Source organism: Pseudomonas sp. MWU16-30323 (assembly GCF_020515595.1).
In the GTDB taxonomy this organism is placed as follows: Bacteria; Pseudomonadota; Gammaproteobacteria; order Pseudomonadales; family Pseudomonadaceae; genus Aquipseudomonas; species Aquipseudomonas yamanorum.
On sequence record NZ_JAIWYM010000018.1, the window covers coordinates 15,876 to 30,727 of the forward strand.

12 protein-coding genes are annotated in these 14,852 nt (G+C 61.2%); 7 read left to right on the forward strand and 5 right to left on the reverse strand.

All coding sequences use genetic code 11. The annotated features are described in order from the left end of the window. Positions 1-55: 55 nt before the first annotated feature. Positions 56-2,155, forward strand: coding sequence for a phosphate acetyltransferase (gene pta / locus LIY45_RS19825; RefSeq protein ID WP_017476010.1), 2,100 nt, complete (start codon positions 56-58; stop codon positions 2,153-2,155). Beyond that, on the forward strand, positions 2,156-3,055 hold the full coding sequence (locus tag LIY45_RS19830; RefSeq protein ID WP_017476009.1) for an acyltransferase: 900 nt from the start codon (positions 2,156-2,158) through the stop codon (positions 3,053-3,055). 167 nt (positions 3,056-3,222) lie between these two features. On the opposite strand, the gene cysN is transcribed toward LIY45_RS19830, so the two are convergent. The 3 genes from cysN to LIY45_RS19845 all read right to left on the reverse strand — a co-directional run bounded on the left by cysN (position 3,223) and on the right by LIY45_RS19845 (position 7,063). Further along, the gene (cysN, locus tag LIY45_RS19835; RefSeq protein WP_093201693.1) at positions 3,223-5,121 is read right to left on the reverse strand and encodes a sulfate adenylyltransferase subunit CysN; all 1,899 of its coding nucleotides are present in this window, start codon (positions 5,119-5,121) and stop codon (positions 3,223-3,225) included. A 9-nt stretch (positions 5,122-5,130) separates the two neighbouring features. After that, positions 5,131-6,048, reverse strand: coding sequence for a sulfate adenylyltransferase subunit CysD (gene cysD, locus LIY45_RS19840; protein ID WP_003208447.1), 918 nt, complete (start codon positions 6,046-6,048; stop codon positions 5,131-5,133). Between the two features lie 256 nt (positions 6,049-6,304). Continuing rightward, on the reverse strand, positions 6,305-7,063 hold the full coding sequence (locus LIY45_RS19845; protein WP_010177002.1) for a Nif3-like dinuclear metal center hexameric protein: 759 nt from the start codon (positions 7,061-7,063) through the stop codon (positions 6,305-6,307). Between the two features lie 103 nt (positions 7,064-7,166). On the opposite strand from LIY45_RS19845, the gene algW reads away from it, so the two are divergent. The 3 genes from algW to LIY45_RS19860 all read left to right on the forward strand — a co-directional run bounded on the left by algW (position 7,167) and on the right by LIY45_RS19860 (position 11,273). After that, positions 7,167-8,321: a Do family serine endopeptidase AlgW gene (gene algW, locus LIY45_RS19850; protein ID WP_017476007.1), complete on the forward strand. Its 1,155-nt coding sequence runs from the start codon at positions 7,167-7,169 to the stop codon at positions 8,319-8,321. Positions 8,322-8,429: 108 nt separating this feature from the next. Continuing rightward, positions 8,430-10,541, forward strand: coding sequence for a TonB-dependent siderophore receptor (locus LIY45_RS19855; RefSeq protein WP_226477326.1), 2,112 nt, complete (start codon positions 8,430-8,432; stop codon positions 10,539-10,541). Between the two features lie 12 nt (positions 10,542-10,553). After that, positions 10,554-11,273: a DUF4198 domain-containing protein gene (locus LIY45_RS19860; RefSeq protein WP_226477327.1), complete on the forward strand. Its 720-nt coding sequence runs from the start codon at positions 10,554-10,556 to the stop codon at positions 11,271-11,273. Positions 11,274-11,413: 140 nt separating this feature from the next. Here the strand turns inward: LIY45_RS19860 and hemH are convergent, their stop codons facing one another. Together hemH and LIY45_RS19870 are read right to left on the reverse strand one after the other, a co-directional pair. After that, positions 11,414-12,439 (reverse strand): ferrochelatase, encoded by a 1,026-nt coding sequence (gene hemH, locus LIY45_RS19865; protein ID WP_017476004.1) that lies wholly within the window; start codon positions 12,437-12,439, stop codon positions 11,414-11,416. 14 nt (positions 12,440-12,453) lie between these two features. After that, positions 12,454-13,353 (reverse strand): TIGR01777 family oxidoreductase, encoded by a 900-nt coding sequence (locus LIY45_RS19870; RefSeq protein ID WP_017476003.1) that lies wholly within the window; start codon positions 13,351-13,353, stop codon positions 12,454-12,456. A gap of 209 nt (positions 13,354-13,562) precedes the next feature. On the opposite strand from LIY45_RS19870, the gene LIY45_RS19875 reads away from it, so the two are divergent. After that, on the forward strand, positions 13,563-14,549 hold the full coding sequence (locus LIY45_RS19875) for an FAD-dependent oxidoreductase (RefSeq protein ID WP_226477328.1): 987 nt from the start codon (positions 13,563-13,565) through the stop codon (positions 14,547-14,549). Continuing rightward, a complete protein-coding gene (locus LIY45_RS19880) occupies positions 14,546-14,761 on the forward strand; it encodes a TIGR02450 family Trp-rich protein (protein WP_226477329.1) in 216 nt (71 codons plus the stop codon). Before LIY45_RS19875 ends, LIY45_RS19880 begins: the two co-directional genes overlap by 4 nt. Positions 14,762-14,852 lie beyond the last annotated feature (91 nt).

Consider the following 14,852-nt stretch of genomic DNA (forward strand, 5'->3'; position numbering starts at 1 on the left):
GGTAGGCAGCCAGCCATAGGCCGCCACCGAAGCCATGCACCTCCAGAGAATTCGCATGCAGACTTTTTTTATCGCGCCCACCGATTTTGGTGTGGGTCTGACCTCCATCAGCCTTGGGCTGGTGCGTACCCTTGAACGGGCCGGGCTGAAAGTCGGCTTCTTCAAACCGATTGCCCAGCCGCACCCCGGCGACACCGGCCCCGAGCGCTCCACCGAACTGGTGGCCCGCACCCACGGCCTGAAACCACCCCAACCCTTGGGCCTGGCCCACGTGGAGCGGATGCTCGGCGACGGCCAGCTGGATGAGCTGCTGGAAGAAATCATCACCCTTTACCAGCAAGCCGCCGTGGGCAAGGACGTGCTGATTGTCGAAGGCATGGTGCCGACCCGCAGCGCCAGCTATGCGGCCCGGGTCAACTTGCACCTGGCCAAGAGCCTGGACGCCGAAGTGATCCTGGTCTCGGCCCCGGAAAACGAAGTGCTCACCGAACTCTCCGGCCGCGTGGAATTGCAGGCCCAGTTGTTTGGCGGCCCGAAAGATCCAAAAGTGTTGGGCGTGATCCTCAACAAGGTGCGCACCGACGAAAGCATGGAGGCGTTCTCGGCACGGCTCAAAGAGCATTCGCCGTTGTTGCGCAGCGGCGATTTCCGCCTGTTGGGCTGCATCCCATACCAGCCGGAGCTCAACGCCCCGCGCACCCGCGACGTGGCCGACCTGATGGGTGCGCAGATCCTCAACGCCGGTGACTACGAAACCCGGCGCATGACCAAAATCATCATCTGCGCCCGTACCATGCGTAACACCGTGGAGCTGCTCAAGCCCGGCGTGCTGGTAGTGACCCCCGGCGACCGCGACGACATCATCCTCGCCGTCAGCCTGGCCGCCATCAACGGCGTGCCGCTGGCCGGCCTGTTGCTGACCAGCGACACCCTGCCCGACCCACGGATCATGGACCTGTGCCGGGGCGCGTTCCAGGCCGGTTTGCCGGTGCTGTCGGTGAGCACCGGCTCCTACGACACCGCCAACCAGCTCAACAGCCTGAACAAGGAAATCCCGATTGATGACCGCGAACGTGCGGAGATCATCACCGATTTCGTCGCCAGCCACCTCGACGCACGCTGGCTGCACCAGCGCTGCGGTACGCCACGGGAGATGCGCCTGTCGCCCGCTGTATTCCGTTATCAACTGATCCAGCGCGCCCAGGCCGCCAACAAGCGCATCGTTTTGCCGGAAGGCAGCGAGCCGCTGACCGTACAAGCTGCCGCCATCTGCCAGGCGCGCGGGATTGCCCGTTGCGTACTGCTGGCCAAGCCGGCGGACGTGGAAGCGGTGGCCCGCGCCCATGGGATCGAGCTGCCCGAAGGCCTGGAGATTCTCGACCCCGACCTGATTCGCCAGCGCTACGTGGAGCCAATGGTGGCCCTGCGCAAAACCAAAAGCCTCAACGCGCCGATGGCCGAGCAGCAGCTGGAAGACACCGTGGTGATCGCTACCATGATGCTCGCCCTGGATGAAGTCGACGGCCTGGTCTCCGGCGTCATCCACTCCACTGCCAATACCATTCGCCCGGCCTTGCAACTGATCAAGACCGCGCCGGGCTGCACCCTGGTCTCGTCGGTGTTCTTCATGCTGTTCCCCGAGCAAGTGCTGGTGTACGGCGACTGCGTGATGAACCCGCACCCAAGCGCCGCGGAACTGGCAGAAATCGCCCTGCAAAGCGCCGACTCGGCTGCCGCGTTCGGGATCACGCCACGGGTGGCGATGATCAGTTATTCCAGCGGTGATTCCGCCACGGGCGAAGAAGTCGAGAAAGTCCGCGAAGCCACCCTGCTGGCCCACGAAGCCCAAAGCTCACTGCTGATCGACGGCCCGTTGCAGTACGACGCCGCGGCCAACGAAACCGTGGCCCGGCAACTGGCGCCCAACAGCCTGGTGGCGGGCAAGGCCACGGTGTTCGTGTTCCCCGACCTGAACACCGGAAACACCACCCACAAGGCCGTGCAACGCAGCGCCGATTGCGTCAGCCTGGGGCCGATGCTGCAAGGCCTGCGCAAACCGGTGAACGACCTGCCCCGTGGGGCGCAGGTGGACGACATCGTGTACACCATCGCATTGACCGCGATTCAAGCCGCCAACCGACCTATGGATGTCTAAATGCTGGATTTTCTACCTGCCGCCGTGCGCGGGGTGATCGCCTCGCTGTTGCTGGCGTTGAACACGATCCTGCTGTGCTCGTTCCTGTTTATCGTGGCGCTGTTCAAGGCGTTGCCGTTTGCCAAGCGCTTCAGTGAATGGCTGATGAACCAGACTCACGAGGCCTGGATCAGCAACAACAAAGCCTGGATGAACCTGGTGTGTCGCACCCGCTGGCACTTGAAGGGCCTGGAAGGCCTCGACTATGAACACTCGTACCTGGTGACCAGTAACCACCAGAGCTGGGTCGATATCATGGTGCTGCAATACGTGCTCAACCGGCGTATTCGCCCGCTGAAGTTCTTCCTCAAGCAAGAGCTGATCTGGGTCCCGGTGATCGGCTTGGCGTGGTGGACACTGGGCTTCCCGTTCATGAAGCGCTACACCAAGGCGTACCTGGAAAAACACCCGGAGAAGAAAGGCAAGGACCTGGAAACCACCCGCAAGACCTGCGCGAAGTTTCGCCACAACCCGGTGGGCATTTTCAACTTTGCCGAAGGCACACGGTTTACCCCCGGCAAGCATGCGCAGCAGAAATCACCGTTTCGTTATCTGCTCAAGCCCAAGGCCGGTGGTATCGCGTTTGTGCTGGATGCCATGGGTGAACAGCTGAAGTCGCTGGTGAACGTGACCATTCACTATCCGGGTGGACGCCCCGGTTATTGGGACTTGCTGTGCGGGAATGTGAAGGACGTGGTCGTGCAGTTTGAAGAGGTGCAGATTCCGGCCGAGTTTATCGGCAAGAATTATGAGCAGGATGGGGAGTATCGGTTGGCGTTCCAGGGTTGGATCAACCGGCTGTGGGAAGAGAAGGATGTGTTGCTCGCCAAATTGCACACAGATTATCCCGCCAGTCACTGATCAAAATGTGGGAGCGGGCTTGCTCGCGAATGCGGTGTGCCAGCCGATACATGTGGCGGCTGACACTCTGCTTTCGCGAGCAAGCCCGCTCCCACATTTGACCGAGTTGTCTCCAAGGCTCCATAAAAAAGCCCGCCAACATGGCGGGCTATTCGTGCGCGTGACGCTTAGATCGCGCCGCGCTGACGCAGCAGTTCCAGCACTTGCTTGACGCTGTCTTCCAGCGACAGTGCCTGGGTGTCGATCACCAGGTCGGCGTTCAACGGCACGTCATACGGGAACGACTCACCCGGGATGTTATCCCCGCCCGCCGCGTACAGGCCTTGCGGATCCCGTTCGGCACACACCAGCGGCGAAGCCTGCACGTACACGGTCAGCAAACGATCAGCGCCGATCAGCGCCTTGGCCTGTTCACGCCCTTCGGCATCCGGGGCAACAAACGCCGCCAGGGTCAGCAAGCCGGCTTCGTTGAACTGGCGCGCCACATGCGCGGCACGGCGCCAGTTCTCGGTACGCCCGGCACGGTCCTGGGGCAGGCCCTTGTTCAGGTCGTGACGCAGGTTCTGGCCGTCCAGCACAAACACCGCACGGCCCATGTCGAACAGCTTGCGTTCAACCGCGTAGGCCAGGGTGCTTTTGCCGGCGCCCGACAAGCCGCTGAACAGCACGGTCGCCGGTTGCTGGCCGAAGCGCTGGGCGCGCTCTTCGGTGGCCACGTGAGCCAACTTGCCATGCTGCGCCGCGCTGCCGTGAGTCACCGGCGGTGCGATGATCATGCCCGCGGCCACGGTGCCGTTGGTCAAGCGATCGATGACGATAAACGAGCCGGTGGTGCGGTTGCTCGCGTAACCGTCCAGGGCGATGACCGTGTCGAGGCTGACCTTGACCCGGCCGATCTCGTTCAACTGCAAGGCGCTCGCCGGGCCTTCTTCCAGGGTGTTCACATCCACGCGATGCACGATGCTGGTGATGGAACCCGGCACGTAGCTGGTGGCGCGCTTGATGTCGTATTTCTTGCCCGGCAGCATCGGCTCTTCAGCCATCCACACCAGCATGGCGTCGAAGGCGTCGGTCACTTGCGGCACGTTGTCGGCATGCACCAACAGGTCGCCACGGGAGATGTCGATCTCGTCTTCCATGGTCAGGGTCACGGCCTGGCCGGGGCCGGCGTTTTCCAGTTCACCTTCAAAGGTGACGATGGATTTCACGCGGCTGCTCTTGCCCGACGGCAGCACCACGACTTCGTCGCCCTTGTGCACGATGCCGCTGGCCAGGGTGCCGGCGAAACCACGGAAGTTCAGGTTCGGACGGTTGACGTACTGCACCGGGAAACGCAGGTCGGTGTAGTTGCGGTCGTTGGCGATCTCGACGGTTTCGAGAATCTCCATCAGCGACTGGCCGGTGTACCAGGGCGAGCGCTCGCTCTTGTTCACCACGTTGTCGCCCTTGAGCGCCGACATCGGCACGAAGGCCAGGGTGCTCGGCTTGAACGCGATACCGTCGGCGAACTTCAGGTAATCGGCCTTGATCGACTCGAACACGCTTTGGTCAAAGCCATTGATGTCCATCTTGTTGACGGCCACCACGATGTGCTTGATGCCCAGCAACGAGGCGATAAAGCTGTGGCGACGGGTCTGGGTCTGCACGCCGTAGCGGGCGTCGATCAGGATGATCGCCAGGTCACAGGTGGAGGCACCGGTGGCCATGTTGCGGGTGTACTGCTCATGGCCGGGGGTGTCGGCGATGATGAATTTGCGCTTGGCGGTGGAGAAGTAGCGGTAGGCAACATCAATGGTGATGCCCTGCTCACGCTCGGCCTGCAGGCCGTCGACCAGCAAGGCCAGGTCGATGTCATCGCCGGTGGTGCCGGACTTTTTCGAATCGCGGGTGATGGCTTCCAGGTGATCTTCGTAGATCATCTTGGAGTCGTGCAGCAGGCGCCCGATCAGGGTGCTCTTGCCGTCGTCGACGTTGCCACAGGTCAGGAAGCGCAACATTTCCTTGCGCTCGTGCTGGCCCAGGTAGGCGAGGATGTCCTCGCTGATCAAATCAGATTGATGCGACATGACAGCCCCTTAGAAATAGCCTTGACGTTTTTTATCTTCCATCGAGCCTGCACCATCGTGGTCGATGACACGGCCCTGGCGCTCGGAAGTTCGCGTCAGGAGCATTTCCTGAATGATGTCCGTCAGCGTCTCGGCTTCGGACTCCACCGCGCCCGTCAACGGGTAGCAGCCAAGGGTACGGAAACGTACTTTCTTTTTGACGATTCGGGCTTTGTCTTCGTCGGACAGGTGCTCGAGGATGCGGTCGTCGTCGATCATGATCAACGTGCCGTTCTTCTCGATCACTTCGCGTTCGGCGGCGAAGTACAGCGGCACGATCGGGATGCCTTCCAGGTAGATGTACTGCCAGATGTCCAGCTCGGTCCAGTTGGACAGCGGGAACACGCGGATCGACTCGCCCTTGTTGACGTTGCCGTTGTAGACGTTCCACAGCTCCGGGCGCTGGTTTTTCGGGTCCCAGCGGTGCTTGCTGTCGCGGAACGAGTACACGCGCTCTTTGGCGCGGGATTTCTCTTCATCGCGACGGGCACCGCCGAACGCAGCGTCGAAACCATATTTGTCGAGCGCCTGCTTCAGGCCCTCGGTCTTCATGATGTCGGTGTGCTTGGCGCTGCCGTGGGTGAACGGGTTGATGCCCTGTGCCACGCCGTCCGGGTTGACGTGAGTGATCAACTCAAGACCAAGCTCTTCGACCATCTTGTCGCGGAACTTGTACATCTCCTGGAATTTCCAGCGGGTGTCGACATGCATCACCGGAAACGGCAACTTGCCCGGGAAAAAGGCCTTGCGTGCCAGGTGCAGCATCACGGCGGAGTCTTTACCGATCGAGTAGAGCATCACCGGGTTATCGAACTCGGCGGCGACCTCGCGGATGATGTGGATGCTTTCCGCCTCCAGCTGTTTCAGATGCGTCAGTTTGTCGACCATGGCTACTCACGGAAAAACGATCTTATGGACGGCCAGCGGGCCGTGTTCGAGCGGGGCATGCTAGCACAGCACCTGATTCTATTGAGGGGGCTGGCTAGATCGAAACGGTATATCAATATACCGCTGGGTTTGGCCCGCAGAACGCGGTCAATGTGGGAGCTGGCTTGCCTGCGATGGTATCGACTCGGTGTATCTGACAGACCGAGCTGTCTGCATCGCAGGCAAGCCAGCTCCCACATTTGATTGGTGGTGTTCGTTAGATCGGGTTAGGGCAATCGATGAACAGGTGTTCGAGGGCAAAGCGCCGTGCCAGGTAATCACCCAACGCCTGCACCCCATACCGCTCAGTGGCGTGATGCCCGGCCGCGATGAAACTGATGTCGTTTTCCCGAGCGCTGTGGAAGGTCTGCTCCGAGGCTTCGCCGCTCAGGTACAGGTCGACCCCGGCCAGCACCGCCTGGTCGATGTAGCCCTGGCCACCCCCGGTGCACCAGCCCACGCGGCGGATCATCTCGCTGCCTTCGATCAGCAGCGGCTCGCGGCCCATGGCTTCCTGCACGCGGCGGGCGAAGTCGCGGGGCGACACCGGTTCGGCCAGGGAGCCCACCAGGCCGACGACCTTGAGGTTGTCCGGGTCCAGCGGGCCTTCGACGGTGATGTCCAGTTGCCGGGCCAGTTGCACGTTGTTGCCGACTTCAGGGTGCAGGTCCAGGGGCAAGTGGTAGGCCAGCAGGCTGATGTCGTGCTTGAGCAGGGTTTTCAGGCGGCGCTGCTTCATGCCGGTGATGCACGGGCTTTCGCCTTTCCAGAAATAACCGTGGTGCACCAGCACCAGGTCGGCCTGGGCTTCGACGGCCGCGTCCAGCAATGCCTGGCTGGCGGTCACGCCGCTGACGATGCGCAGCACCTGCGGGCGACCCTCGACTTGCAGGCCGTTGGGGCAGTAATCGGCGATTTTTGCACTATTAAGGTAGCGGTCCGCTTCCTCGACTAAGGTGCTCAGGGCGACGGCCATAAAAGACTCCTAAATATCCCGTTCAGAGGCGCTCACGGCCTCGTATAATGCGCGACATTATGGGCGCTCTCCCGCCCCCTGCAACCCGTCAGGATTTTTCTTAATGCTCAAGGCACTGCGTTTTTTTGGATGGCCATTGTTGGCTGGCGTGCTGATCGCGATGCTGATTATTCAGCGTTATCCACAACTGGTCGGCCTGCCGACCCTCGATGTCAACCTGCAACAGGCACCGCAAACCAGCGCGGTGGTACAAGGCCCGGTGACTTACGCCGACGCGGTGGTGATCGCCGCGCCTGCGGTGGTGAACCTGTACACCACCAAGGTCATCAACAAACCGGCACATCCGCTGTTTGAAGACCCGCAGTTCCGGCGCTTTTTCGGCGACAACTCGCCCAAGCAGCGACGGATGGAATCCAGCCTCGGCTCCGGCGTGATCATGAGCCCGGAAGGCTACATCCTCACCAATAACCACGTGACCACCGGCGCCGACCAGATTGTCGTGGCCCTGCGTGATGGCCGGGAAACCCTGGCCCGGGTGGTCGGCAGCGACCCGGAAACCGACCTTGCGGTGCTGAAAATCGATCTGAAAAACCTGCCTTCGATCACCATCGGCCGTTCCGAAGGCTTGCGCGTAGGTGACGTGGCGCTGGCCATCGGCAACCCGTTCGGGGTGGGACAGACCGTGACCATGGGCATCATCAGCGCCACCGGGCGTAACCAGTTGGGCCTCAACAGCTACGAAGACTTTATCCAGACCGACGCGGCGATCAACCCGGGCAACTCCGGCGGCGCGCTGGTGGATGCCAACGGCAACCTGACCGGCATCAACACCGCGATCTTCTCCAAGTCCGGCGGCTCCCAGGGCATCGGCTTCGCCATCCCGGTCAAACTCGCCACGGAAGTGATGAAGTCGATCATCGAGCATGGCCAGGTGATTCGTGGCTGGCTGGGGATTGAAGTACAACCGCTGACCAAGGAACTGGCCGAGTCGTTTGGCCTGACCGGGCGCCCAGGCATCGTGGTCGCCGGGATCTTCCGCGACGGCCCGGCGCAGAAAGCCGGCCTGCAACTGGGTGATGTGATCCTCAGCATCGACGGCGAACCGGCCGGTGATGGCCGCAAGTCGATGAACCAGGTGGCGCGGATCAAGCCGACCGACAAGGTGGCGATCCAGGTGATGCGCAATGGCAAGGAAATCAAGCTGTCGGCAGAAATCGGCCTGCGTCCGCCGCCGGCGCCGGTGAAAGAAGAGGAATAACCTCTGAAGGAGCCCGTTTCAGGGCTCCTGTTACCTAATGTTTCAGAAGAAAATTACCTTCAATAGAGATGTTATATTGTTTCAATATCGCTATTGGAACGTTCTATCATGCCGTCTCGAAGATTTGCCCCACTGGCGGGAATCGCCCTGGGTTTGCTGGTGGACCCCGCCTACGCCGAAGACACTGCCACCCTTGAACTGGAGGCCACCCGCATCACCAGCGAGGCGTACGAATCAGCCACTGGCCCGGTCAAAGGCTATCGCGCCACCCGCTCCGCCAGCGCCACCAAAACCGACACCGCCCTGCGAGACATCCCACAATCCATCAGCGTGATTCCTGCCTCGGTGCTCAAGGACCTGGGCAGTACCAACGTCGAGCGTGCCCTGGAATTTGCCGGCGGCGTATCCAGACAGAACAACTTCGGCGGCCTGACGCTCTACGAATACAGCGTCCGCGGCTTCACCACGTCAGAGTTTTACGTGGACGGTTTCAGCGCCAACCGCGGTTACCCGAGCACACCGGATGCCGCCAATATCGAACGCATCGAAGTGCTCAAGGGCCCCGCCGCCAGCCTGTATGGCCGTGGCGACCCGGGCGGCACGGTGAATATCGTCAGCAAGAAGCCGCAACCTGAAGCCTTCACCACCGTGCAGACCAGTGCCGGCAGTTGGGACCGCTATCGCACCGCACTGGACGTGAACACGCCGCTCGACAGCGACGGTAACGTGTTGTCACGGGTCAACCTGGCGGTGGAAGACAACCACAGCTTCCGTGACCACGTGGAGGCCAAACGGGTCTTCGTCGCACCCTCCATCAGTTGGCAACTGGACCCGGACACCCGCCTGCTGGTGGAAAGCGAATTCGTGCGCCACCGCTCCACCTTCGACCGTGGCATCGTCGCGCCCAACAACCGCTGGAGCGGCGTTTCCCGCTCGACCTTCCTCGGCGAGCCCAACGACGGCGATATCCGTAACCACAACAACCGCCTGCAAGCCACCCTCGAGCATCACCTCAACGATGCCTGGCAACTGCGCCTGGCCAGCCACTACAAACAGGGCAGCCTGTGGGGCGATGCCTCGGAAAACCGCCCACTGGATGCCGACGGCCACACCCTCAACCGTCGCTACCGCGAACGCTCCACTGGTTGGCACGACAGCATCACCCAACTCGAGCTACGTGGCCGGTTCGACATCGGCAGCTGGCAGCACGAGTTGCTGATGGGTACCGAATACGAAGACTACCGCAAGAAAGAACGAGTGACGGCGATTGCTGGCGGCGACTACGCCATCGACATCTACAACCCGGTCTACGGCCAGCCAAAGCCCAATGGCAAGCGCTCGGGCACCGACTTTTTCGAACAGGTGAAGAGCCAGGCGCTGAACCTGCAGGATCAGATCATCTTCACCGACCGCCTGCGCGGGATGATCGGCGCGCGCTTCGAACACGTCGAACAACACACCGACGACTTCGCCCGCAACCACGCCAAAAGCCAGCAGACTCATGACGCCCTGACCCAACGCGCCGGCCTGCTCTATCAGTTGACGCCCGAAGTGGGCCTGTTCGCCAACGCCTCCACCTCGTTCAAACCCAACAATGGCCTGGACGCCGGCGGCAAATCCTTCAAGCCGGAGGAAGGCGTGGGTTATGAAATCGGGATCAAGAGCGAACTGCTCGACGACCGCCTGAGTACCACCCTCGCCGTCTTCCATATCGAGAAAGAAAATGTCTTGACCCTGGACCCGGCCACCGACACCCAACGGGCCATGGGCAAGGCCCGCAGCCAGGGTTTCGACCTGCAACTGACCGGGCAAGTGACTGACGCGGTAAGGGTGATCGGCGCCTTTGCCTACATCGACGCCAAAGTGACTGAAGGTGACACAGTGATCCCTACGGGCAGCCGGATTCTCGGCGTGGCCAAACGGAGCGGCAGCGTGCTTGGGGTGTATGAATTCCAGGACGGCCCGCTGCGTGGCTCCGACCTCGGCGCGGCCTTTACCTACGTTGGCGACCGCTCCGGCGAAGCCGGCAAACGCTTTGAATTACCGGCCTACCACACCGTCGACCTGCTGGCCCACTACAAGGCCAGCGACAACGTCACCGTGGGCCTGAACCTCAACAACCTGTTCGATGAAAAGTACTACGAGCGCTCCTACAGCAATTACTGGGTCAACCCCGGCGAGCCGCGCAATTTCACCGTCAGCCTGACCCTCAACCTGTAAAAGGACGTCTCCATGCAAGCCTTCAAATCCCTGGCCGTGCTCGGCCTGCTGTTTGCCACCCAAGTCTCGGCCCACGGGCTGTGGACTGAACAACGGCGCGGCAATATCGAAGTGATCTACGGCCACGGCGCCGAAGACAACGCGTTCAAGGCCCAGAAAATCAGCGGCGCCTGGGCCTATGACGCCAGCGGCAAAATGATCCCGGTGACCGTGGAACGCCTGCCCGACCATGCGCGCCTGAAGCCGCTCAAATCGCCGGCTGTTCTGGCCGTGGCGCTGGATAACGGGATGTGGTCGCAGACGGCTGACAAGAAATGGATCAACGAGGGCCGCAGCAAAGTGCCGGGGGCGATTGAGTCGACCCAAACCTTCAAGTACAGCCTGGCGATCTACCAACCGGGTGCGAAGTTGCCGAAACTGGATCAGATCAAACTGCTGATATTGCCGGAAACTGACCCGCTGACCGTAGGACCGGGCAAATCACTGCCCGTACGGGTGCTGCTGGATGGCAAGCCAGCGGCAGGAATCAAGCTGATCGGGGACTATCGCAATGCACCGAACACCTTGAGCACCGAGACCGATAAAGACGGTCGCGCCCAGGTGCTGGTGAGGAATGAAGGATTGAATGTGATTGCGGCGCAGGTGGAGATCCCGCTTAAAGACAATGCTGATGTCGCGACTCGCGGACTGTTCAGTTCCCTGACTTTCCTGGGCGAGCCGCATCACGAGTAACACCGAAAATTTAGGGTGGGCACAGTCAATGTGGGAGCGGGCTTGCTCGCGAAGGCGGTATGTCAGTCGCCAAATTCATTAACTGACCCACCGTATTCGCGAGCAAGCCCGCTCCCACATTTAGTCCTCACTCGGCTTGATTACAGGGCCACCGGCGCTCTTTCACACAGGGTATTGAGCGCCACCGCCCACTGCGGGTCATCGTTCAAGCAAGGCACCAACACCAGCTCCTCGCCCCCCGCTTCGCGGAATTGCTCCAGGCCGCGATCACCAATCTCCTCCAGTGTCTCGATGCAGTCCGCGACAAACGCCGGGCACATCACCAGCAACTTCTTCACCCCTTGCTGAGCCAACGCTTCAAGGCGTGCCTCGGTGTAGGGTTCGATCCACTTGGCCCGGCCCAGCCGCGACTGGAACGCCACCGACCATTTGCCCTCCGGCAAGCCAAGGCGCTCCGCGAAGTCCCGCGCAACACTGAAGCACTGCGCGCGATAGCACGTGGCAAGCACCTCGGGGGAGGCGTTCTGGCAGCAGTTGGCGTCCTTGAAACAGTGCTGTCCGGTAGGGTCGAGCTTTTTCAGGTGGCGCTCGGGCAACCCATGAAAGCTCAGCAGGAGGTGATCGAAATCCTGCTCCACATAGGCTCTGGCGCTGTTGGCCAAGGCGTCGAGGTACTCCGGTTCATCGTAGAACGGCTGCAGAATCGAAAACGCGATCGCCAGCTTTTTGTCCCGCACCACGCGCCGAGCCTCTTCGATTACCGTGGTCACGGTGCTGTCGGCAAACTGCGGGTACAACGGCGCCAGGGTCACTTTCTTGATGCCTTGGGACGCCAGCCGAGTCAGTACGCTTTCAATCGACGGCTCGCCGTAGCGCATTGCCAATTCCACCGGCCCCTGGGTCCACTGTGCGGTCATCTGTTGTTGCAGGCGACGGCTAAGGACTACCAGCGGCGAGCCTTCGTCCCACCAGATCGAGGCGTAGGCATGGGCCGATTGCTCCGGGCGCTTGATCAGGATCAGCGACACCAGCAAGCGCCGAACCGGCCACGGCAGGTCGATGACGTAAGGGTCCATCAGGAATTGATTAAGGTAGCTGCGCACATCCGCCACCGAGGTGGACGCCGGTGAACCCAGGTTGACCAGTAACAACGCGTGATCCGTCATGCAACATCCTATTTCTAGAGGCGGCTGGACAAGTCGTCCAGGGCCGCGTGCAACTCAGTGAACTGGAAAATGAACCCAGCGGCCAACAGCCGCTGCGGCAACGCCCGCTGGCCACCCAGCAACAACCCGGACAACTCGCCCAGGCCAATGCGCAAAGCAAACGCCGGCATGGGCATGAACGCCGGGCGGTGCAGCACCTTGCCCAAAGTCTTGGCGAATTCGAGGTTGCGCACCGGGTGTGGCGCGCAGGCATTATAAGGACCGCGGGCATCGCTCTTGTGCAGAAGAAAATCAATCAGGGCGATTTGATCCTTTATATGGACCCACGGCATCCACTGCCGACCATTGCCGATAGGCCCGCCCAGCGCCAGTTTGAACGGCAGTAACAGCCGCGACAAAAAGCCGCCCTCGGCCGCCAGCACCAGTCCTGTACGTACCAGCACCACGCGGATGCCAAATGCTTCGGCGCGCTGGGCGGTTTCTTCCCAGGCAATAGAGAGCTGGCTGCCGAAATCGTCCTGTACCGGGCCGCTGTCTTCGGTCAGCTCACGCTCGCCGCCGTCGCCGTACCAGCCGACCGCAGAACCGGAAATCAACACCGCCGGTTTTTGCTCAAGGCCCTCAAGCCATGCCAGCAAGGTCTCGGTCAGGCCGATGCGGCTGCTCCATAGCAGCGCCTTGCGTTTATGCGTCCAGGGCCGGTCGGCAATCGGTGCGCCGGCCAGGTTGATCACCGCGTCCACCGGCTCGTTTATGTCTTGCAGGCGAGCAATGCCACGCACTGGGGCACCACACAATTTGGCCACTTGTTCGGGATGGCGGCTCCAGACCGTGAGGCGATGGCCCTGGGCAAGCCAGTATTGGCAAAGTTGGCGGCCGATCAAACCCGTACCGCCGGTCAGCAAAATGTGCATGAGTCGTTCCTCGTGTAACGTTCGCCGACCACCGTTAGTCTATTTTATAAACAGGAATGTTTTAATCGGGCGCAACGGTGGTTAAACCCTCAGGGTTAACCATAGGTCACGCCAAACGATCAGGTACGCCAAAACTTATACCAAAAAACAATATTGTACAGCTATTGGTGTCGGCGTAGTCTGTACCCAACGGTAAAACGAGGCCTCCCATGACTGTTCCCATCGCGATCATCGGCACCGGCATCGCCGGTCTCTCCGCCGCCCGAGCGTTGAAAGACGCGGGGCACGTTGTACAACTCTTCGATAAAAGCCGCGGCAGTGGCGGTCGCATGTCCAGCAAGCGCAGCGATGCGGGGGCACTGGACATGGGCGCGCAGTACTTCACCGCCCGCGACCGACGCTTCGTCAACGAGGTGCAACGCTGGCAAGCCCAGGGTTGTGCCGAGCAATGGAAGCCGCAGCTGTACAACTTCAAGTCCGGGCAACTCACGCCCTCCCCCGATGAACAGATCCGCTGGGTCGGCACGCCGCGCATGAGTGCGATCACCCGCGCCCTGCTGGATGACTTGCCGGTGCAGTTCGGTTGCCGCATCACCGAAGTGTTCCAGGGCAAACACCACTGGAACCTGCTGGACGCCGACGGCGAAAGCCACGGCCCGTTCAGCCACGTCGTCATTGCCACCCCGGCGCCCCAAGCCACCGCCTTGCTGGCCGCCGCGCCCAAACTCGCGAGTGCCGCCGCCGGCGTGAAGATGGACCCGACCTGGGCCATCGCCCTGGCCTTCGACAAACCCTTGGATACCCCCATGGAAGGCTGCTTCGTGCAAGACAGCCCGCTGGACTGGTTGGCCCGCAACCGCAGCAAACCTGGGCGCGACACCACCCTCGACACCTGGGTACTGCACGCCACCAGTACCTGGAGCAAGCAACACCTGGACCTGTCCAAGGAAGCGGTGATCGAACACCTGCACGGTGCCTTCGCCGAACTGTTGCACAGCGCCATGCCGGCGCCATCCTTCACCCTCGCCCACCGCTGGCTGTATGCACGGCCGTCCACCAGCCATGAATTTGGCGTGCTGGCTGACGCCGACCTGGGCTTGTACGTGTGTGGCGACTGGTGCCTGTCGGGCCGTGTGGAAGGTGCCTGGCTCAGCGGCCAGGAGGCGGCGCGGCGGTTGATCGAGCATCTGCAATGAACCGCATCAATCCCGCCAAGTTGCTGCTGTCGAAGTGGACAGCAGCCCGCCCGCAGCACAAGGAAAAACATTTCCTGGTCACCCAGTTGCTGCGCGACGATGAAGGCGATGTGCAGGAAATCGAACTGGAAGCGGTGATGAGCCATCGCGTTCAGCGCCTGCCCTGGCAAACCCTGCAAAACGCTGAAGACTGGAAAATCGGCTGGAAATAGCTATTACGCAAATACCTGTACAAATTATTTGACTTGTACAGCTTCAAACCTATGATGAGATTAAGTTGTACAGAAATTTAAGTCTGTACAG